This is a genomic window from Tardiphaga sp. GW821-FHT12E02, assembly GCF_058807155.1.
In genome coordinates this window covers 4299240-4316793 of the sequence record NZ_JBXAQK010000001.1, presented here as the reverse complement: position 1 = coordinate 4316793, position 17554 = coordinate 4299240, and the positions used below count along the sequence as shown (strand labels likewise).

Sequence of the window (17554 nt, the reverse complement as noted above, 5' to 3'; positions counted from 1 at the left end):
TCCCGCGCTCCTGCGCCCTAAGCGCGGAAGCCTTTGATCCGCTCTTCCGTGGCGGTCTCTTGCCGACGGAATAGCTCGATTTCCTCGTCGGTCAGCCGGGCACGCAGCTCCGCCCAGGCCGTCTTGAAGCCGGCTTTGCCGTCTTCCAGATCGGTCGCCACGCCGCTGCCGCGAGCAGGCTTCACGGTGCTGCCCGTCACCTTCACCCATTTGGGTGATGCGACTACCTTACAGGTTGAGAGATGTTTCTATTGCCAGATTCATGGGTGATGGATGCCTACGAACAGCCTTGTAGCATGTCCCAAGTGCGGTGCGCGCCGTGAGTTCGTCGGCATGCAGCCAGGCCGGCATGGGGTAGAAATCAGGTCATTTCGCTGCGCGCCGTGTGGCGTCTCTACCGACTACGAGCTTCGCGGCCGTGCCGTTGTAGAGCTGATAGAGCGACCCTAAGCGATCAGCCTAGGTGCGAACCTAGGCCCGCGGCGGCGAGCTTAAGAGCACCGTTTCAACTTCATGGCAGGTGCGGCAGCGATAAAGGGCAAGGTGTTTATGCTCGTCTGGCCGAACTGACACCAAGGTCAGATCCGTCCGGCACGTCGGGCAGGTCAAAAGGTTGGCGAGAGCGCTGCGCTTGTCATTGGCTGTTTCGACCATGAGATCCTGTGCGGCTCGACGACCTGGGGCTGGGGAGCGGATCGTCGAGCCTGGCCGGGAACGGCGCTGGGGGCAACCGGCCCGACGTGGCGTTTCAATCGCTTTGCCTTAGGTATGTTCCGGTAAGCTGCTCAAGGTCGATGCAGTCTAAGCGCTTAGTGCGCCGGCCTCGCGAAGTCGATCTCGCTCCTGCATAGGGCTGAGGAAGGTCAAGCCCAACTCCATTGAGCGTCTTTTCACCGCGAATTGCGATCGGCGCATCGCGGCTGTGGCTTTCATCAGCGACACGCGTCGAGCGGCGAGGGCGCGCAGCTTTGCATCGTCTTCGTCAGTCCATAGTTTATTGGAATTGCGTGCCATCTATCCTCCGCTCGCTAAGGCGTTGTTTCGAAGCATAATTCCGGCGCGAGACGTCGGTTCCCAGGGCGCGCATATTGCTTAGGAGCGCTTCGGTCCAAGCTCCAGGGCGCCCGACTCCCGCAGGTTTGCTCGGACGGCTCGCACGCCCGGAAACTTAAGACCGAGCTCACGAGCCTTCTTTTGCACCGAACTGCTGTTTCTATTCAGAGCCGCCGCCGCGCGAGATAGCGTCGCGTTGCTATCCAGTAGACGCTTTAATTTTACAATCTCGTCTTCAGTCCACTGTCGGATGAGGGGTCGGCGCGGCATTTCAGCGGGTGGGTGGACGGAGGTCGCCGTTGACCCGGCCTTCGGCCTGCTTCAGCGGATCCCGCTCAACAACCGTTTGGATATAGCCACATCGTGGGCACTCGTATGCGTGCACAACGAAGTCCGGCTTCTCCGGCATCGAGCGAATCCAGGCGGTTGGGGCTTGGCACTTAGAGCAGGGTGGTGTGCAGGTTTTTGGCATGGCGAAAAAAGGTATCTGTCGTCGCAAATTTTGCGCACCTGCCTCGAAATTGCAATATTGAGGCCCGAGGGCTCGCTCGACTTCGTTTACCAGCGCGGAGGAGGCCTTTCGTGTTTGGCCGCAGAAATCATTGCAGCGGCCAGGACAAGAAAGATGATCAGCGTCATGAGTTCGTGAGTGTGGTCGTCCATCTCGCATCATTTTAAGAAAAAGCCCGGCGCGAAGCCGGGCTTAAGTTGTTGTGGAAATAAGCTGGTCGAGCTTAGAACGCGCCGGCGCCGAAGTTGCCCCAGTTGAAGCGATAGTTCAGACCGGCTTTGACGGTGTGCTCGTCGTTCCGGAAGCCACCAACTGCGAAGGTGGGCGTCAGGAAGGTGGTCGTGCCGAAATCATAGTACTGATATTCGATCTTGCCCGACCAGTTGCGGTTAAACAGGTATTCGATACCGCCGCCCACGGTGTAGCCATTGCGACCTGCGTCGCCGGTGAAACCATTGGTGAAGCGCGAGTCAGCCCAGGCGTAACCACCCTTCACGTAAAGCAGGGTCGGGCCCCATGCCGAACCAAGACGGCCGGTCACCGAACCTAGACCACGGTTGGCAAAGCTGCTGCTGGTATCGAGGAAGCTATAATTGGCTTCCAGACCGAAAACCCAATTGCCGCCGAACTGGGTATCCCAGCCGATTTGACCGCCGCCCATGAAGCGACCGTCATTGCCGCCGCCAACCAGATTGTCGGAATTGCCGCGGAAGGCGCCGCCGACGTGACCGCCGATGTAGAAGCCGGTCCAGTCATAAACAGCGGCAGGAGCGGCCATCGGAGCTTTGGTGTAGGGGCGAGCGGCCATGTCAGCAGCGAAAGCCGAAGAAGCGCTCAAAACCGCGACAGCGGCCGAAGCGAGAAGGTACTTTTTCATTATAGTCTCCGTTTGAATCACCGGACGACTTTAGAAACATTCTCGCCTCGAATGTGTCACTGCTTTGCCACACATGTGTACAAACACGTGCGCAAATCTGCGATGCAATTTTTCGAAACAAAGCTGAAAGTTGTCGCAGACTGTCGGCTGCTGTGCGCATCGCAGCTTGCTCAAGAGCGACGGGCCCATCTATCTCCCTAAAGTCAGTTGAATCGACAGCGAGAGCTCTTCGTTTCTTCTCCACTGAAGATTGTGTCGATAACAACAATCGGGAACCTCCGCTTTGGGCGGCGCTGAGCATCAAGACCCTGCTACCTTCGGCCGCAAAGCCCAGCGCGGCTTCTACGACTATCGCGGCGAGAAGCCGGTCCCGACGCGCTGATCGAGGCTCCGTCGCGACACTTGAAGCGCTGTCATGGCCGGGCTTGACCCGGCTACCCACCTTTCATAACGAAGAAAGATGGATCCGCGGGCCTTCTCCACGCCGAAGGGCTTTGGCCCCGCAGGCGGGCCAGGCCCGAGCCACAGCTCATGCCGATCGCGCGTAAAATTCCTTGAGCAGTTTGCGGCCGGCGCGGCTGATCGGAAACTGCGTCGCATCGTCCAGCCGGACGCCGCCGCGTCCGATCCTGCCCGTTTCAAGTGCCACGGCACTCGCAACCCAATGCGAGCGATGAATGCGCAGCCCGGTCTCCGGACCGAGCGCGTCAACCGCGCATGACAGGTTCATCAGTATCAATGCCTGGCCACGGTCGGTGTGGACACGCACATAGTGGTCTTCGGCGCTGAGTGCCAGGATTTTGGCCTGACGCTGCGCGACCGGCAGTTTGGCCCGGAATTCCCTTGCCGCATCATCCGCCCGTTGGAGTGCAAGTTCCTCGGCGGGTTTTTCTGCGCTCCGAAGTTCGCGAAGCAGCAGCCATCGCAAGGCCGCCGTCGCCAGATTGACGAGCAGAACTTGCCCCGTCAGTTCCAGAAACGACACATGGTTGAGGGTTTGCGGCGCGAGCATGGCAAGCGATTGATGCACCATCAGCCCGCCTGCAGGGGCCAGCACCACCGCGACGGCAAACGATGTCCAGATCGGCAACACGCCGCCGAACACATAGCGACGCAGCATGACCGATAGGCTGACTGCCGTGACGCCGATCGCAGCTGAAGTCGCCAGGAAATGCAGCAGGCGAAGCGGTAGCCCCATCACGATGTAGGAGCCGAACGCGCCGACGATCGCCAGCACGGCGGCCACCGCCAAAGGCAGAAACATGACCAGGCGTCGCGGCCACGCCGCGGCGGCATTGGGCTGGAGTTGGCCGAAAATGGTCATTGGCGAATAACCCGTGCCGTTGGCGAAACGGAGATAGCACCTTTGCCTCGGGCCATTGTAGCAGCCTCGATATCCATTTTGCGAGATGTCCCCATGCGATTACAGATTTCTTCTTGCCTCGGTCTGACCGGAATGATCGTCACGTCATGCCTGCTGATATCGCGCCCCGTTGCGGCCGCGGAAGCAGGGTGGCGGCCCTATGTCGTGCCGGCTTCGGCATCGAATGCCGAGCCGATCAAGGTCGCCCTGTTTTATCCCACGCAGGTGCAGGCCACCAAGACGTCCATGGGCCCGTTCACGGTGAATGCGGCGATCGGCGCGCCGGCGGATACGCGTGTCAAAGGTCTGATCATTCTCAGCCACGGGACCGGTGGGTCCGAACTCGGGCATAGCAGTCTGGCGGAGGCCTTGGCCCGCAGCGGTTATCTGGTCGCCGCACTTCGCCATCCCGGCGACAACTATCAGGACCACTCGGTATGGCAGCGCGGGCCCGGCGCATTCTTCACCGAGCGCCCGCGGCAGGCATCAGCAGTGATCGATGCCCTGCTCGGCGACGCCGCCTGGAAAGACCGGATCGCAACCGACGCGAAGGGACCGCGGATCGGTGCCCTCGGGCACTCCGCTGGTGGTTTTACAGTGGTCGCACTGGCCGGCGGCCAGTCCGACCTGTCGCGCATCGGGGCGCATTGCGCCGCGGAGCGCGCGGACGATCCGCTCTTCTGCAGTATGAACCGGGCCGATCAGCCTCTGCCGGCCACGTCGCTGATACCTCCCACTGCTGATAGGCGGATTCGCGCCATTGCTGCGATGGCGCCTTTGGGCGTCGTTTTCACCGCATCCTCGCTGGCCACGATCGACATTCCGACATGGATTTACGCCGCAGCCAAGGATCGGTGGCTGGTGCCGCGATTTCACGCCGAATGGATCGCGAAAAACGTGCCAGGCGTGCGATTCAGCGCAGTAGCCGATGCCTGGCATTTCGCTTTCATGGATCGGCCGGCCGGTTCGATCTCGACTCTCGATGGCGATGCGGCGGCGGATCCAGCGGGTTTCGACCGCGGCGCATTTTTGGCGCAGTTGGCGGGCGAACTGGTCGTGTTCTTCGACAACGCATTCGGGGCGGGGCAATGAGCGACTTCCATGTTGCGAACTCAAAACCTTCATCTGCCCATCCGGTGATCCCGCCGGCCACGGTCTTGACCGGCAGGACCAGCTCCGCGAGCCGCAGCGAACCGCGGGTGGCGCCGTTGCAATGCGGGCCGGCGCAATAGGTCACGAAGATCGTCCCGGCCGGCAACTCGCTCATCTTCGGGCGCACGATCTTGCCGTGCAGCAGGTTGATCGCGCCGGGCAGATGCCCGCGGGCGAACAGCGCCGGGCCGCGGCCGTCGAGCAGCACGAAGTCGGCGCCTTTTCGAGGGCGTCGTGGACGTCCCAGCAATCGGTCTTGAAGACGAATTCGGCGGCGAAATGCTCAGCGGTTAGCGCGCTCGGGAGCTTCACGAGTCGAAATGGCAGAGAGCCGAGGAATTGAACCCCCATCGCTTTCGCGAGCCACGGTTTTCAAGACCGCTGTCAGACCATTCCGACGGGACTTTCCATGATTGCGGGCCACCACGACAGAAGTCGAACCTGCATCCGCGACCTTCGGAGGGTGGTGTTGGATCCAGCTGAGCTACGTGGTGGTGGCCGCCGGCCGCCGGAGCGGTCGGCGCTATGACTCGAGCTCGACGTCCCAGTAAAGGAAGTCCATCCAAGTCTCTTGCATGAAGTTCGGCGGGAAAAGCCGCTGTGCCGCGAAGAGCTCGAATGTGCTCGGCACGCGCGGCTCGCGCAGCGGCTTGATGCGGCGCCGATCCTTCTTCGAGTTGCATGGCGTGCATGCCGCAACGATGTTCTCCCACACGTCACGACGCCGTCGGCGCGCGGGATCGCGCAATAGAGTTTCGGTCGCAGCCTCTTTGTAATCGTTTCGGCCAATCGATCGCAGAATGCTGCGCAGCTTCGCGAAAGCTCTCATGAACGCCTCCGCTGCAAAGTACGGATTATCTGCAGGTGCGGTTGCGAACCTCGGTGAGGATCCCGGTGTTGACGCGCACAGCTTCAGCCATAGAGCCGACCACTTGATCGATATCTTTCAGCTTATTTTTGCTGTCGGAATGGTAGGCGTTCACCCGATCATTCGTCACGCGGGTGTCGACAGAGAACGCCTCGATCGCGTCTGCAAGCTTTTCTCGCAATGTGCTTTGGCGCAGGATCGCCTCGGCATTTTTGTTCAGTGCGGTGCTACTCGACGCTACAAGTTTCGCGAACTGATCTCGCCCGCGACGACCCTTTGTCGGACACGCTGGAGGAAGCCTTTCTTCGCTGCTGCTTTGCGGCTAATCTACCGACATCCGCGTTTTTTGGTCAGACGCGCCGGAGCCCACTAAAGAAGAACCGGAATTGGTCATAACTGAATGCAGCAGCGCGGAGCGGGTCGCATGTGTGGCAAGGCACTAGTCTTTGTTCCACCACTGGTGGATCTTGACCATAAGCCTCGTCCAGATGAAGACCCCGCCGCCCGCCATCACAACGGCGAGCGCGACGTTGCTCACAAAATCAAAAGGAGCATCGGCATAGCCGATGAGCTTGGAGTATGAAGGGGCGCGGCTTGCTCTATCGCCGTAGCGCGCCAGTACCTCACCCGTAGAAAGCACGCGGAATAACTGTGTCAACCCGAACCAGGTCATATAAGCGATTAGGCCCAATCCCAGGGTAATCATTAAGCCTTGTTTGATAGCCGGCCACCATCTCAGCATACCGTATTTTGGCACAAGGCGGCGACAAAGACGACGCATTCCGTGCTGTGCAGACGCGATACGCGAGTCTCAGAAGGCTGCTAAGGGCGGGCTATGGAAACGGCGACAGTCTTCGGGCGTGTCGAAGACGCAACCGCCACGCTTAGCGTAGCGCGGCGTGACCGGCGTCTGTGACGACGACGTCGTCGCCCTCTATCGTGACAGCCGCAATCTGCCCGCGTATCTCTCGGAGACCATCTTGAACAGTGGAGAAGAACGCGAGTAGTCGTTCTAAGGCTTGCAGCCATCGTTAACTGATGCCGGAAATAGCTTTTGAGGTAATGGAGGGTTGTAATCGTTCGGGCTGCAATCACTTAAGGTTGCTTTGTGCGGGTGGCCGTCATTTCAAAGTGTTTACATCAAGTTAAGCCGCTCATTGCATATTTAAATACTAATACGCGACATTTCGTAGCGGTCTTGCCGAGCAGATTGAGCTCAGGCGTCATGAAGGGACGCATCGTGCTAACCAGCATTTCGATCCGAACAAAAATTGCTGCAGTTTTGACGTTTCTCTTGTTTGCGATGGCAAGCATGGGCTTTCTGGCAATCCAAAAGATGCAAGCCATTAATGGCAACACCGTCGATATTGCCCAGAATTGGCTCCCGAGCATCCGACTGCTAGGCGAATTGCGTGCAGGTGTCGTAAACTATCGCAATAATCTCCGCGAACATATGCTGGCTGAGACCGCCGACGCAAAAGCGTTAGTCGAGAAGCGGCTGGACCAGATTGTCGCGAACAATAATGCCATCCGTGTTCAATACGAGAAGGTAATTACTTCGCCCGAAGAGCGCGCCATCTATAACGAATGGGCTGTTACGTGGGAATCCTACAAGAAACTCGCTGGCAAAGTAATGGCGCTCTCGCGGGCCGCTGCAGGCAAGTCGGCAAACGACGCGCACGAGTTTCACAGCACACAAGCTTCCGAAGTCGGTGTAAGAGCTGACGAGCTTCTCGCTAGAGACATTAAGCTCAATGATGACGGGGCAGCGTCGGCGACACTTGAGGCTGCAAAGAGCTACACGGCTGCATTTTGGATCATTGTCGGTGTTCTAATAGCTGCGGTCATTGTCGGAGCTGCAATTGGCGTCTATTTGGTGAAAGATGTCGCTTTCGGAATAGCGTCAATTGTGCGCCCGATGCAGCTTCTTGGATCGGGAGATCTTTCAGCCGTTGTTCCTTTTCAAGGTTTAAAGACCGAGATCGGTCAAATGGGCGATGCCCTTCAAGTTTTCAAACAGGCCCTGATCGATAAGCGCGCTGCCGATGAAGCTGCCAGCGTCGAGGCGGAAGCGAAGATTGAGCGCGGTCGACGTGTAGACGAGATCACCCGCAGCTTTGAAGCAATGATTACGGAAATTGTCCAAACGGTTTCGTCTGCGTCTACAGAGTTGGAAGCTTCCGCAGGTACGCTCACCTCAACTGCTGAGCGTTCTCAAGAGTTGACAACGGCAGTTGCTGCCGCATCTGAGGAGGCTTCAACAAACGTGCAATCGGTTGCATCAGCGACGGAGGAGATGGCGTCGTCCATTCATGAAATCAGCCGCCAAGTGCAAGAGTCAGCAACGATCGCTGCCAACGCAGTGGACCAGGCACGACGCACAAACGAACGTGTTAGCGAACTCGCGTCTGCAGCATCCCGTATCGGTGACGTTGTGGAGTTAATCAACACGATTGCGGGCCAGACGAATTTGTTAGCTCTGAATGCAACTATCGAAGCGGCGCGCGCTGGCGATGCAGGCCGGGGATTCGCCGTTGTCGCATCAGAAGTAAAAGCCTTGGCAGAACAGACAGCAAAGGCAACCGGGGAAATTTCCATCCAGATATCTGGCATTCAGGCCGCCACTCAAGATTCGGTAGGTGCAATCAAAGAAATCGGTAACACCATCGGTCGCATGTCTGAAATTGCTTCGACTATTGCCTCGGCGGTCGAGGAGCAGGGAGCAGCAACGCAAGAAATCTCGCGCAATGTTCAGCAGGCTGCGCAAGGGACGATGGAAGTATCTGCGAACATCACTGACGTGCAACGCGGTGCGACTGAGACTGGCTCAGCTTCCACACAGGTCTTTTCTGCGGCTCGATCGCTGTCACGCGATAGCGACAAGCTAAAAGTGCAAGTTGACCTTTTTCTTTCGAACGTGAGAGCTGCTTAGACTAACGAGGCGCAGAAGGGAGAACTCCGAGTCTCCGCCTTGGTAAATGCCAAGGCGGGGTCGCCGTCTGAGAAATTGGCGACCCCGCGCGCGCCAAGGCTTGAGTGGGGAAGCCGAGTCAGCGAAGCTTCATTGTCGACAAATGCGCGTGGCTTGGAACGCTGCAATTTGTCACAGCCTGGCCTCTGCGCACTTGTTATTCGTGAGCGAAGCCGGACGTTCCGCGTGCGTTGGTCACGATCGCATTAGAAGCGAGTTGACCCTGCAGCTAGGCCGAGTATGACCCGGCCTCCCGTTACATACATACTTGGACTCATGGCGATATGTTTAGTGGCAGCTTGAACGTCTCGGTAGGCGCGTTCGAGCAGACTGCTTTCGAAGATAGCTGCGGCGCCCGCCTCAGCAGTCAGCATTTCAAGAATGCGCAGCGAAGTCTCGGCGGCGTGGGCTGCAGCCATACGCATTCTAAGGCGGCTCTTGTTGAGCTGGTTTTCGCCTAGGTCCAGTGAATCTATTAATTCGGACATCGTTGTCATGAGGAAAGCTCGAGCAGCTCCATGCATTGTCTCGGCTCGGCCGACCATCGCTTGCACGATTTCTCGGTCTCGCATCAATCCGATGGACCCTAATCGACCCTTGCCCGAAGCTAGTGCTACGAAACTGTCTATCGCGCCACGAGCGATGCCAAGCGGGACAACGGCGACGCTCCAAGCAAACGCCGAAACCGGGGGAAGAGAATAAATGACCCCTGGTGAGGTCGGACTAAAGTTGGTGAATGGATGCGAGTGGTCCCTAGGGACGAAAGCATCCTGGACTTCCCAGTCATGACTGCCAGTGCCTCTTAGGCCCGTTGCGTGCCAGGTGTCGTGTACAGACACCTGCTCGCGCGTAAAGTAGCAGCAAATTCGTGGTTGGTCCGGAGAAGTGTCACCGCCGATTGTGGCTAGCCCCATAAAGTGTGTGCCATGTGGTGCACCGCTGCCAAATGGCCAGCGTCCAGAGACGCGAAGCCCTCCCGGCACTACTGTAGCCGAGCCAACGGCTCCTGTTGCGCTCACAATGAAGGCGCGAGGATCGCTAAACAGCGTTTCTCCAACGGCAATTGGAAGATAGCCGCCGGCGCGGCTCATGGCGCCGCCGTTTCCAACCAGCCAGCCGAGAGCTCCGTCAATCGCTGCTGCCGCTTCCACGACATGCATAAACTCTATCGGCAATAGCTCGGGGCCACCCAGAGTTTTCGGAAGCCACAGCCTGAACAAGCCCCGATCGGCGATGGCTTGAAAGAGTTCCTCGGGTATTCGGCGATTCCGATCGAACGTGGCGCGATACTCTTCGACTAACGAATTGATCTGCCGCAAGGACTGGACAAAATCTGTCGCTTGCCCGTCGGTTGCCATGGCGCATGATCCCTTTGAAGGCGAACGTATAGCCAGTGGAAATCTATTGTTTTCATTTTAGGATGCATTGCAAGCGCGATGCGCGAGGCAACCCGTAATACAGATCGGACCGAGATGCATGCGCTTTCGCAATGCGCAATCCGCCATAGTGTCGGGAGGAGGGAAGGTCAGCGGAGATCATTCGTGAATTTCAGCGTTTGCGGCCGGGTGCGATAGCGCCAGACTTGCGCAAGCTCGCGCGCACCGCTCGCACACCTTTAAACGATAATCCAAGCGCATGAGCTTTCTTACGAACGGACGGACCATTTCGACGCAGGGCCGCGCTCGCTCGTAGCAGTGTAGCGCCTTGCTTAATCAGTTCGCGCAATCAAACTAAGTCGTCTTCGCTCCACGGCCTAACGATGGGAGTTTTTGTCATTCGTCCGTCGCATTCGTGCCGCTCGACGTACCGATTACGTGGTCATTAGTGACTTCGCTCTCAATCTCTCGTACCAGGGCTTCCAACTCAGGGCGGGAAAGGGCGTCTAGTGCTGCACTGATCCTACGCAACTGAAAATCGACAATTTTGGGTTCGGTGGATTCATCATCCATGCATGCTGGCTTGGAAGCTTTGATATCTTGCAAGGCCGCCGTAATGCGTTGTCTCGTCAGAGTATCCAACGGCTGCGCTAATGCCCGTTGAAACTGCTTGATCTGCTGATCGTGAGAAACGCAATGTACACACATGCTCTACCGCCTTGTTTAAGGCGAGAGCGTTTTGGCCCGCAACACCGTTCGAAGCCAGAAGTATGCGGTGGTGTAGACCAACGTGCTCGACGGGATAAAGTTCAGAACGAGCTGTGGAAATGAAAGAGCATGAAAAGCGTCGCCGTCTGAGAAATTGGCGACCCCGCGCGCTCCAAGGCTTGAGTGGGGGAAGCCAAGTCAGCGAGGCTTTATTGTCGACAAATGCTCATTGCTTGGAACGCTGCAATTTGTCACAGCCTAGCCTCTGCGCACTCATCATTCGTCAGCGAGGAAGCACGTAACGGACGAATAGCCACGCGCCGGCCAAGGGCACCGCAGCTATCGCGCTGAGCATGATTCCCTCACCGGCGCCGTTCGCTAAAGCGATAATAAATATTACTGCCCAGGCCGCGACGATAAGGTTCACCAGTCCCGTGAACCACGGTTCAAACAGGCGCCAGAGAGTGCGGTCGCTGGCGAGGATCGCCTCGATATGTTTTTGGCGCGCTGTCTTCTTCCGTGCGACCATCGCCATCCTATTCATCGAGCGAGGCACTATTCATCCATCCAGTCGATCGTGCCGTCCGAACGGAGGCGCGCGTCGAATAAATCAAACGTGCGAGCTAGGTAATCTGCGGTGACTCAAGGCGCTTTTACTCTACATCACAATACGATATAAACAAATCGGGACATCTTGCCGGGGCCGGTGAGACTGATGCCAGCCTACCTCGTTCGGATTATCGATACCCACGATCTGGTCGGGATCTATTCGGTCGAAACTATCCTAGAACTCATCATCATCATCGACGAGTGCACTGATCCGGGCGCTTGCGAATATACCCGCATGCGCTTTCCCGGTGGCATCATGTGGGAGAGCCCGGCTGTTTCCGTGCCGGTTGAGCGATCCGAGCATGTCGACGGTTCTGAAGCAGACCCTGTCCCTTGGGAAGCCGCAACCCTGACTGAGCGGTGGTGGAACGTGATCTATGGCTTTGAAGACTGCAGGTGGAAGCGGTTCTATCCCGATGAGCCTCCCAGACCCGCCACCCGGCGCCCGCAGCGGCCCGGATCGGCTGAGGTGCTTCCGTTCAAGAGGAGGGGGTGAAAGACTGAGACTGCTGCCAATTCATTACGGACGCCAATGTTTTCAACATGCAGAATGAGACTGTAAATCAGCCGCCTTATGGCTTCGCAGGTTCGAGTCCTGCCTCCCCCACCATTCCCGATCTTCAGATCATTCGTGGCGTCGGCCGATCATCATTTGCTCAACCGCGGATGCAACTGCATTCTGCGATCACTCGCCGTGACCATGGTGAATCGACGCGTCATCTTCGCGGGCTGATTGCATCAGGGGAAGACTCGACAATCGCTTCAAACCTATCGCGGGCTCTCCTCATTCGGCAGCAATGATGACGTGTAGCGTCATTCGGGGCGATGTCGCTTGCGCGTGGCGATGCAGCTTCGTCGATCCGATGGCGTCATTCGTCCTGCGACGAATTGCCTGCAAATGTGCAGACATGAACACCACCTGAGGTGCAGAATGCGTCTCCCCTCGAATGCAGATTGTTAACTGCTGCGTCGCTACTGATAGCAACAGCAATCGCTAACAGTCATCGGGGAGCCGCCAGCATGAATTACCACATCGCTCTGACTGTTGTGGCACTTGTGCTGGGCGGGGCCGGATCCGCCCGGACCCAGACATTGCCGTCTTACATGGCGCCGATCTCCGGGCTGACCGCCTCATCGCCCGCCGACACCGCGACCAAGGACATGCTCGCGCTCAATACCGGCATGTTCGAGCTCTACGGCGATGCCGCGAAAGTCTTTCGCACCAACATTCTCGCCAAACATCCGGTGATCCTCGGCCTGTTCTCGGGTGCTGGCGGCAAGTTCACTTTGTATCAGCCGGGCAAACCGCCGCTCGATGCGCCGTCGGTGCCGCTGGTCTATCAGCTGCTGAAGTCGGTCGGGCACAGCACCATGGCGCTGGTGCAGGTGGTCGGCCCTTATGTGAACAATCCGGACAACAAGTCGTGGATGGGGGCGATGAAGGCCTATCGCAGCCGCATGCAGTCGGCGCTGGATGGCCTCGACCTCACGCCGATGCCGGCCGAGTGGCGCGACAACAACCGCACCGTCCTGCAGAACAATATCGCTTTCATGGACGAGTGCATTGCCAAGGGCGCGATCGCGTTCGAGACGATGGAAGCATTCGGCAAGAAGCAGGCGCCATATCTCGCCAAGAATGTCGCCTGGGCCGCGCAGACCCAGGTCAATCACTGGATGACGGTGCTTGGCGACTGGAAGACGATGCTCGGCGCCGATTGGGACAAGACCTATGCGGCGAGCAACACGATCTATGTGGCACGCCAGAACAATGTGCTGTTCAGCGTGCTCGCGCAGTTCTTCCCGCCGGAGGCGATCAATGACCGGCTGCTGCTGATCGAGACCGTGTCGTTCACGACGACGCAAGCCGACATGCTGGAATCGCTGACGCGCATCATTGCGGATCGCTCGGTGGGTTCGCTGTTCTTCGGCAATTATCACTTGATGGATTACGAGCTGATGGGGGGCGATGCCCGCGCCGCCATCATCGCGGAAAGCGGCAAGCGCGGCATGACGCCGTTCCTGCCGCCGGTGGTGCCATTCGGTTCGCATCAGTGGCCGACGCTGGTCACGCCCGGCCCCGGACCCGCGACGATCGCCGATCTCAAATAACGTCGCCTTGCGGCAAGCCACTGTCTGACGGGTGACGATATGACGACCTCGCGGCGCGAATTCATGAAGTGGGTGTCGGCGGGCGGCATCACGCTCAGCCTGTCGCGCCTTGCGGCGGCGGAGCAGGTGGCGTTCCCTGCGCGCGAGACACTGCCGGGGCGGGGCAAGTTCAATCCCGCCATCGGTGGCGCCGGCCGTGTCGATGGCGTGGCCAAGGTCACCGGCGCGAAACTCTATGCGTCGGATTTCCGGGCGAATGATCTGCCCGGCTGGCCGGCCAGGACCTCGCACGCCATTCTCGTGCGCGCGCCTGATGCCACTCATGTTTATCTCGGCATGGATCTCGCGCGGCTCAGCGGCGCGCTGAAGCCCACGGTGATCGTGACCGCGGACGATCTTGCGAAGATCAATACGCGGGTGCCTGCTTTTTACGAGGGCGATCTGTTCTGCCCCGTCGGCAAGACGCCGCTTTATCTCGGCCAGCCCGTGGCACTGCTGATCTTCGAGCAGTTCGACGCCTATGACCGCGCACGCATCGCCTTGCGCGACGGCACTTTCGTCAGGTTCGGCGAGGAAACCGGTCCGATCGAGATGCCGAATTACGCGGCCTATCGCTTCACCCGCGTGGCGGGCGCCACGCCTGATGTTGCTGACGTGTATTCGCCTGTTCTCGCGGGCTGGGTCACGCCCGGCCGCGTCCAGGCGTCCAGCCTGCCGGTGTGGTCGTCGCTCGCCCACACGAACGAGGCGGTCTATGCGAAGGCCGCCATTCACGGCGACAAGATTCGCGCCGAGATCACCGCCAGCGAAAATTCGGCACTGGTGCTGGATCGCACCTTCGATACGCAGTCGGTCGATCCGATGTTTCTGGAGCCGGAATGCGGGCTCGGCTGGTACGGCGCCAAGGACAAGGCGCTGGAACTGGTGCTCGGTGTGCAGTCGCCCTATGAAGCCGCGGATTCGATCGCGTTTCTGTTCGGCGAGGCGAAGGCGCCGTACAAGCCGGCCAGGATCAACGCGCAGTTTGCTTATGTCGGCGGCGGTTTCGGTGGCCGCGATCATACGCCCTTCGTGCTGTATGTCGCATTGGCGGCGATGTTCTTTCCGGACCGTCCGGTGCGGCTGGCGCATGATCGCTATCAGCAGTTTCAGGGCGGTATTAAACGCCATGCTATCAAAATGCGCTCACGCATGTCGGTGGATCGTGCCAGCGGCAAGATCACCGCTTTCGCGGCCGATCACATTCTGGATGGCGGCGGGCTCGCGAATTTCTCGCCCAATGTCGCCACCTGCGCGGCGACGGCGGCGATCGGAATCTATGACGTGCCGAAAGTGGACGTCACCACGGTGGCGCAGCACACGCGTGGCGTGACGGCGGGCTCGATGCGCGGTTATGGATCGCTGCAGACGATGACGGCGCTGGAAGTGATGATCGACGAGGCCGCGGCAGCGCTGCCGCTCGATCCCATCGATTTTCGGCGGCGCAATGCGTTGAAGCAAGACGGCCGCACGATGACCGGCAATCCCTATATCGTCTCCGTGCGCACCACCGAGGTGCTCGACAAGCTCGAACAGCATCCGATCTGGCAACAACGCGAGGCGGAGAAGGCGCGCGCTGCGAGCGGCATGCTGGTTGGCACCGGGGTTGCCTGCGTGACCAAGGATTACGGCACTGGCGGCGATTGTTCGAACGGTCGCGTCGAGCTCAGCCCGGATGGCCGGATCGCGATCTATTGCGATCACGTCGAGATGGGCAACGGTATCGGCACGGCGCTCGCCAATCGTGTGGCGCGACATCTCGGCGGCATCGCCGATGAAGTCGCGGTGTCCCAGGTCGGCGTGTTCGATGCGCTGGAGCTGGTGACCTCCGGCGACTGCTACACGATGGACCAGAAGACCCAGGACAAGGCTGAGAAGGATACGCGCTGGGTACCTGCGATCAGCTCGGCGACGTCGGCGTCGATCGGCGCCCATGTCGGCACCCATGCATCGGCCGAGGCAGCGCGCGTGATCTTCCGCTTCGGCCTATGGCCCGCAGCGCTGGCGCTGTGGAAGATCGATCGCCGCGATCCGCGTGCCAAGGACTTGAATAAAGCGGTGTGGAAAGACGGCCTGCTGACATTGGCCGGCCTGCCGTCACTGCCGCTAACAACGCTCGCAGCCACGGCGCATGCGCGCAATCTCATCACCGGCGCGGTTGCGCATGGTTTCTCGCGCTGGTCATGGTCGCGCGCGCGTTTTCCCATCGATGGCGAGCAGTATCGCGCGGAGATCGACGGGCTCGCGGTCCGTCGTGGCAGCGGCAAGTTCACGCGCATCGTCCGATCCAGCGTGTTCTTTCCACCCACCGATAACAATCGCATGGGTACCGCCTATACATCGATGTGCGGCACGACCGTGCGGGTGGAGATCGAGAAAGCGACCGGCGCGCTGCGCATCGCCAAAGCCTATAGCGTGTTCGAATGCGGGCAGGCGCTGGTGCCGGAGGTCGTGCTCGGCCAGGCGCAGGGCGGTTTTGCCATGGGTGTCGGCTACGCGCTGCTGGAGACGCTGCCGCCGTTCGAAGGCGGCCCCGGCAACGGCAAATGGAATCTCGGCGACTATCTGGTGGCGCGCGGATCGGACCTGCCGTTGCGCGACATGGAGATCGAGATGATGCCGCCGCAGACACCGGACGAATTGCCGAAGGGGATGGCCGAAGTGGTGATGATCCCCATCGTGCCGGCTCTGCTCAACGCCATTCATGACGCCACCGGCAAGCGCTTCTCGGCGCTGCCTGTGACACAGGCCATGCTCAAGGGAGCGCTCGCGTGACGACACTGGGCATCACCATCAACGGACAGGTCCATGCGCCCACGGAGGTGCGTGACGATCTCTCGATGAACGACTTTTTGCGCGAATATCTCGGGATGACCGGCACCAAATTCGGCTGCGGTGCCGCGCAGTGCCTCAGCTGTGCGGTCATCATCGACGAGCCCGATGGCAGCAGTCGCACCAGCCCGACCTGCGTGCTCCCCGCTGCAAGCTTTCACGGCAAGACCATTCGCACCGTCGAGGGCCATGCCAAGAACGGCGAATTGTCGCCGCTGCAAAAAGCCTTGATCACGCATTTTGCGTTTCAATGCGGCTATTGCACTGCCGGCTTCCTCAATGAAGGGCAGGTGTTTCTCGAACGTCTGGAGAAAACACCGGTGCCGCGCGTCGGCCTCGAAGAGCTGATTGCCGAAGCGCTGGACGGGCATCTCTGCCGCTGCACCGGCTATGTCAAATATCACGAGGCGGTCCGCGACGTGATCCTCGGTGAGCCTCAGCGCTACCTCACGCAGGAGTCGCGCGGATGACGTCGGAGATGCGCGTCAAAGCCCTGGTCGTAGTTGGCACACTCGGCATGAGCATGCTCACGGCCTATGCCGCCGGGCAGGGCGGAGCGAGAGGCCTCGCCACGCCCGAGAGTTTTAACGGCATCGCTGACACCCAAGCGCGCTCTGCTGCGATCTTCAGCGAACTCGGCAAAGTGCTGACGCATCCGCGCTGCACGAACTGCCATCCCGCTGGTGACGTGCCCCGCCAAGGGGACGTGAAGCGCCTGCATCAGCCGCCGGTGATGCGTGGTCCGGATGGCCATGGCACCGCAGCGATGCGCTGCAACTCATGTCACGGCAATGCCAATTTCGAGCCGGGCCGCATTCCTGGTCACCACGAATGGCATCTCGCGCCGATCGAGATGGCGTGGGAAGGCAAAACGGTCGCGGAGATCTGTGCGCAGATCAAGGATCCCGCCCGCAACGGCGGCCGCAAGGTCGAGGATCTGATCGACCATATCGGCAAGGATACGCTGGTCGGCTGGGCCTGGGCGCCCGGCTACGGACGCGAACCGGCACCGGGGACGCAGGCTGTCGCGGGAGCTCTGGTCGAGGCGTGGGCGAAAAGCGGCGCGGCTTGCCCGGTCAAATAAAG

The 17554-nt window shown here is 59.6% G+C and carries 16 protein-coding genes, 1 tRNA gene and 1 pseudogene; 8 read left to right on the top strand and 10 right to left on the bottom strand.

Features of this window, described 5'->3' with window-relative positions; genetic code table 11:
* Window positions 1-17: 17 nt before the first annotated feature.
* The 4 genes from AC1RQ5_RS20435 to AC1RQ5_RS20420 form a co-directional block, all read right to left on the bottom strand.
* Window positions 18-200: a hypothetical protein gene (locus tag AC1RQ5_RS20435; RefSeq protein ID WP_493201332.1), complete on the bottom strand. Its 183-nt coding sequence runs from the start codon at window positions 198-200 to the stop codon at window positions 18-20.
* Between the two features lie 601 nt (window positions 201-801).
* Window positions 802-1014 (bottom strand): hypothetical protein, encoded by a 213-nt coding sequence (locus AC1RQ5_RS20430; RefSeq protein ID WP_493201330.1) that lies wholly within the window; start codon window positions 1012-1014, stop codon window positions 802-804.
* Window positions 1015-1787: 773 nt separating this feature from the next.
* Window positions 1788-2441, bottom strand: coding sequence for an outer membrane protein (locus tag AC1RQ5_RS20425; protein ID WP_493198534.1), 654 nt, complete (start codon window positions 2439-2441; stop codon window positions 1788-1790).
* A gap of 529 nt (window positions 2442-2970) precedes the next feature.
* On the bottom strand, window positions 2971-3765 hold the full coding sequence (locus tag AC1RQ5_RS20420) for a LytTR family DNA-binding domain-containing protein (protein ID WP_493201328.1): 795 nt from the start codon (window positions 3763-3765) through the stop codon (window positions 2971-2973).
* On the opposite strand from AC1RQ5_RS20420, the gene AC1RQ5_RS20415 reads away from it, so the two are divergent.
* The gene (locus tag AC1RQ5_RS20415) at window positions 3748-4896 is read left to right on the top strand and encodes an alpha/beta hydrolase family protein (protein WP_493201326.1); all 1149 of its coding nucleotides are present in this window, start codon (window positions 3748-3750) and stop codon (window positions 4894-4896) included. The two genes, AC1RQ5_RS20420 and AC1RQ5_RS20415, sit on opposite strands and share 18 nt — an antisense overlap.
* Window positions 4897-4909: 13 nt before the next feature.
* On the opposite strand, the pseudogene AC1RQ5_RS20410 reads toward AC1RQ5_RS20415, so the two are convergent.
* The 3 genes and pseudogenes from AC1RQ5_RS20410 to AC1RQ5_RS20400 form a co-directional block, all read right to left on the bottom strand.
* Window positions 4910-5307 (bottom strand): annotated as a pseudogene (locus AC1RQ5_RS20410) (rhodanese-like domain-containing protein); the annotation flags it as partial.
* Window positions 5278-5365, bottom strand: a tRNA-Ser gene (locus tag AC1RQ5_RS20405). The gene AC1RQ5_RS20405 and the pseudogene AC1RQ5_RS20410, both read right to left, overlap by 30 nt.
* A 114-nt stretch (window positions 5366-5479) precedes the next feature.
* On the bottom strand, window positions 5480-5704 hold the full coding sequence (locus AC1RQ5_RS20400) for a hypothetical protein (RefSeq protein WP_493201324.1): 225 nt from the start codon (window positions 5702-5704) through the stop codon (window positions 5480-5482).
* 52 nt (window positions 5705-5756) lie between these two features.
* Here AC1RQ5_RS20400 and AC1RQ5_RS20395 point away from each other — a divergent pair, with 52 nt between their 5' ends.
* Window positions 5757-6197 (top strand): hypothetical protein, encoded by a 441-nt coding sequence (locus tag AC1RQ5_RS20395; protein ID WP_493201322.1) that lies wholly within the window; start codon window positions 5757-5759, stop codon window positions 6195-6197.
* 66 nt (window positions 6198-6263) lie between these two features.
* Here the strand turns inward: AC1RQ5_RS20395 and AC1RQ5_RS20390 are convergent, their stop codons facing one another.
* Window positions 6264-6530 (bottom strand): hypothetical protein, encoded by a 267-nt coding sequence (locus AC1RQ5_RS20390; protein WP_493201321.1) that lies wholly within the window; start codon window positions 6528-6530, stop codon window positions 6264-6266.
* A gap of 534 nt (window positions 6531-7064) precedes the next feature.
* On the opposite strand from AC1RQ5_RS20390, the gene AC1RQ5_RS20385 reads away from it, so the two are divergent.
* Window positions 7065-8756, top strand: a complete 1692-nt coding sequence (locus AC1RQ5_RS20385; RefSeq protein ID WP_493203501.1) for a methyl-accepting chemotaxis protein — start codon at window positions 7065-7067, stop codon at window positions 8754-8756.
* Between the two features lie 245 nt (window positions 8757-9001).
* Here AC1RQ5_RS20385 and AC1RQ5_RS20380 read toward each other — a convergent pair whose 3' ends face one another.
* Together AC1RQ5_RS20380 and AC1RQ5_RS20375 are read right to left on the bottom strand one after the other, a co-directional pair.
* Window positions 9002-10153, bottom strand: coding sequence for an acyl-CoA dehydrogenase family protein (locus AC1RQ5_RS20380; RefSeq protein ID WP_493201320.1), 1152 nt, complete (start codon window positions 10151-10153; stop codon window positions 9002-9004).
* 1009 nt (window positions 10154-11162) lie between these two features.
* Window positions 11163-11414, bottom strand: a complete 252-nt coding sequence (locus AC1RQ5_RS20375; RefSeq protein WP_493201318.1) for a hypothetical protein — start codon at window positions 11412-11414, stop codon at window positions 11163-11165.
* A gap of 180 nt (window positions 11415-11594) precedes the next feature.
* On the opposite strand from AC1RQ5_RS20375, the gene AC1RQ5_RS20370 reads away from it, so the two are divergent.
* From AC1RQ5_RS20370 to AC1RQ5_RS20350, 5 genes are all read left to right on the top strand, one after another.
* The gene (locus tag AC1RQ5_RS20370) at window positions 11595-11984 is read left to right on the top strand and encodes a hypothetical protein (protein ID WP_493201317.1); all 390 of its coding nucleotides are present in this window, start codon (window positions 11595-11597) and stop codon (window positions 11982-11984) included.
* Window positions 11985-12508: 524 nt separating this feature from the next.
* Window positions 12509-13597 (top strand): hypothetical protein, encoded by a 1089-nt coding sequence (locus AC1RQ5_RS20365; RefSeq protein ID WP_493201315.1) that lies wholly within the window; start codon window positions 12509-12511, stop codon window positions 13595-13597.
* A 39-nt stretch (window positions 13598-13636) separates the two neighbouring features.
* On the top strand, window positions 13637-16411 hold the full coding sequence (locus AC1RQ5_RS20360) for a xanthine dehydrogenase family protein molybdopterin-binding subunit (RefSeq protein ID WP_493201313.1): 2775 nt from the start codon (window positions 13637-13639) through the stop codon (window positions 16409-16411).
* Window positions 16408-16938, top strand: coding sequence for a (2Fe-2S)-binding protein (locus AC1RQ5_RS20355; protein ID WP_493201311.1), 531 nt, complete (start codon window positions 16408-16410; stop codon window positions 16936-16938). The genes AC1RQ5_RS20360 and AC1RQ5_RS20355 overlap by 4 nt, the downstream gene beginning before the upstream one ends.
* Complete coding sequence (locus AC1RQ5_RS20350) at window positions 16935-17552, top strand: Isoquinoline 1-oxidoreductase subunit (RefSeq protein ID WP_493201309.1); 618 nt, start codon at window positions 16935-16937, stop codon at window positions 17550-17552. The genes AC1RQ5_RS20355 and AC1RQ5_RS20350 overlap by 4 nt, the downstream gene beginning before the upstream one ends.
* Window positions 17553-17554 lie beyond the last annotated feature (2 nt).

Coding starts and splice junctions, on each gene's coding strand:
- AC1RQ5_RS20380 (WP_493201320.1), bottom strand. CDS start 10,153: ATGGCAACCGACGGGCAAGCGACAGATTTTGTCCAGTCCTTGCGGCAG.
- AC1RQ5_RS20425 (WP_493198534.1), bottom strand. CDS start 2,441: ATGAAAAAGTACCTTCTCGCTTCGGCCGCTGTCGCGGTTTTGAGCGCT.
- AC1RQ5_RS20430 (WP_493201330.1), bottom strand. CDS start 1,014: ATGGCACGCAATTCCAATAAACTATGGACTGACGAAGACGATGCAAAG.
- AC1RQ5_RS20390 (WP_493201321.1), bottom strand. CDS start 6,530: ATGATTACCCTGGGATTGGGCCTAATCGCTTATATGACCTGGTTCGGG.
- AC1RQ5_RS20375 (WP_493201318.1), bottom strand. CDS start 11,414: ATGGCGATGGTCGCACGGAAGAAGACAGCGCGCCAAAAACATATCGAG.
- AC1RQ5_RS20365 (WP_493201315.1), top strand. CDS start 12,509: ATGAATTACCACATCGCTCTGACTGTTGTGGCACTTGTGCTGGGCGGG.
- AC1RQ5_RS20360 (WP_493201313.1), top strand. CDS start 13,637: ATGACGACCTCGCGGCGCGAATTCATGAAGTGGGTGTCGGCGGGCGGC.
- AC1RQ5_RS20350 (WP_493201309.1), top strand. CDS start 16,935: ATGACGTCGGAGATGCGCGTCAAAGCCCTGGTCGTAGTTGGCACACTC.
- AC1RQ5_RS20420 (WP_493201328.1), bottom strand. CDS start 3,765: ATGACCATTTTCGGCCAACTCCAGCCCAATGCCGCCGCGGCGTGGCCG.
- AC1RQ5_RS20395 (WP_493201322.1), top strand. CDS start 5,757: ATGCTGCGCAGCTTCGCGAAAGCTCTCATGAACGCCTCCGCTGCAAAG.
- AC1RQ5_RS20370 (WP_493201317.1), top strand. CDS start 11,595: ATGCCAGCCTACCTCGTTCGGATTATCGATACCCACGATCTGGTCGGG.